We start from the raw sequence: 1,842 nt of genomic DNA on the forward strand, positions 1-1,842 counted from the left end.
CTCCCCGTCTGTCCCCGATGCCGCAGATAATGATCGGCGATCGCACAGGCAACCATTGCCTCGCCGATCGGCACGGCGCGGATGCCGACGCATGGATCGTGGCGGCCCTTGGTCATGATCTCGACGTCCTTGCCGTCCTTATCGATCGACTTTCGCGGGGTCAGGATCGACGAGGTCGGCTTGACGGCGAAACGGGCGACGATTGCCTGGCCGGTCGAGATGCCGCCGAGGATGCCGCCGGCATTGTTGGACAGGAACACCGGCTTGCCGTCATTGCCGATGCGCATCTCGTCGGCATTCTGCTCGCCGGTGATGCGGGCGGCCTCGAAGCCGTTGCCGATCTCGACGCCTTTGACCGCGTTGATCGACATCAGGCCGGAGGCGATGTCCTGGTCGAGCTTGGCATAGATCGGCGCGCCGAGGCCCGGTGGAACGCCGTCGGCGACGATCTCGATCACCGCACCGACCGAGGAGCCCGCGTTGCGGATGCCGTCGAGATACTGCGTGAAGACAGGAACGGAAGCCGGATCGGGGGTGAAGAACGGATTTTCCGCATCGCCGATGAAATTCCAGTTCCAGTTGGCGCGATCGATGGATTTCTCGCCCATCGACACCAGCGCACCGCGCACCACCACGCCGGGCACCACCTTGCGCGCCAAGGCACCGGCCGCCACTCTGGCTGCCGTCTCGCGGGCCGAGGAGCGGCCGCCGCCACGATAATCGCGCACCCCGTATTTGACGTCATAGGTGTAGTCGGCATGGCCGGGCCGGTACTGGCGGGCGATCTCGCCATAATCCTTTGAACGCTGGTCGACATTCTCGATCAGCATCGACACCGGCGTGCCGGTGGTGATCATCGTCTCGCCGTCCTCGTCGAGGATGAAACCTGACAGCACCTTCACTTCATCTGGTTCGCGACGCTGCGTCACGAAACGTGACTGTCCCGGACGGCGCTTGTCGAGTTCGGCCTGGATCTCGTCGCGCGTAAAGCGGATGCCGGGCGGACAGCCGTCGACCACGCAGCCGAGCGACGGGCCATGGCTTTCGCCCCAGGTGGTGACGCGGAAAAGGTGGCCGTACGTGTTGTGAGACATGAAATACCCTGCCCGGCATCGGAGCCGGCTGAAGATTGCGTTCTATTGGCGTTTTTCACAGGGGTCAAACTGTGATCTGGCGGATTTAGTTTTGACACATTCGGTTGGTTTCTGCTCTGCTCCATCCGCTGTTGAACAGCCCGCCGCCATGCCGGTGCAATGATAAAGAGGAACGATTATGCGTACCCTGATTAGCGCCGTTGCCGCCACGCTGCTGCTTTCCACCGCCGCTTTCGCCGGCCAGACCGAAGGCCTGATCAAGAAGATCGACAAGGACACGGCGACGCTGACGCTGGATGACGGCAAGTCCTACAAGCTGAACGCAGAGACCGATCTCGACGCGCTGAAGCCGGGCATGGACATCGTCATCGCCTACGATGTGACCAATGGCGAAAACGTCATCACCGACATGGAACTGCCGGACAGCTCAGCCAACTAGAGCTTCCAACCTCAATTGAATGCAGCGTTTGCGGTTCAGCTTTCGCCGAGCCGCCTGCGAAATGGCCTAGAGCGTGTCGCGTCTGAACGGATTTCAGGCGACCCGCTTTAGGTCTTTGTTTTATGTATGTCGTTCTCCCAAAACCGGGGCCACTTTTGGGCGACATGCATCAAAGCCACTCCAGACTCTTGCCTTCGAGCTTGAGCAGGCGATCCTGCGGTATTTCCAGGTTCGCTGCCTCGTCCTCGGCCAATCCCAGAACGAAACGAAACAAGGTGCGCATGACGCCGCCATGGGTCACGCATATCG

At 61.1% G+C, this 1,842-nt stretch carries 2 protein-coding genes and 1 pseudogene; 1 reads left to right on the plus strand and 2 read right to left on the minus strand.

Going from position 1 to position 1,842, the window contains the following annotated elements; translation table 11 throughout:
• Positions 1-1,094, minus strand: a 1,094-nt coding sequence (aroC, locus tag EN991_RS34640; RefSeq protein WP_127370412.1) for a chorismate synthase, incomplete at its 3' end; no start/stop codon positions are given.
• A 178-nt stretch (positions 1,095-1,272) separates the two neighbouring features.
• Here aroC and EN991_RS34645 point away from each other — a divergent pair.
• Positions 1,273-1,533, plus strand: a complete 261-nt coding sequence (locus tag EN991_RS34645) for a DUF1344 domain-containing protein (protein WP_013532801.1) — start codon at positions 1,273-1,275, stop codon at positions 1,531-1,533.
• Between the two features lie 169 nt (positions 1,534-1,702).
• Here the strand turns inward: EN991_RS34645 and EN991_RS41390 are convergent.
• Positions 1,703-1,842: pseudogene (locus EN991_RS41390) on the minus strand (histidine phosphatase family protein); the annotation flags it as partial.

The organism is Mesorhizobium sp. M7A.F.Ca.US.005.03.2.1 (genome assembly GCF_003997795.1).
GTDB classification, from domain to species: domain Bacteria; phylum Pseudomonadota; class Alphaproteobacteria; order Rhizobiales; family Rhizobiaceae; genus Mesorhizobium; species Mesorhizobium ciceri.

What these genes read in the sequence shown, in the direction of transcription:
- EN991_RS34645 (WP_013532801.1), top strand. Translation starts at nt 1,273, where the DNA reads ATGCGTACCCTGATTAGCGCCGTTGCCGCCACGCTGCTGCTTTCCACC.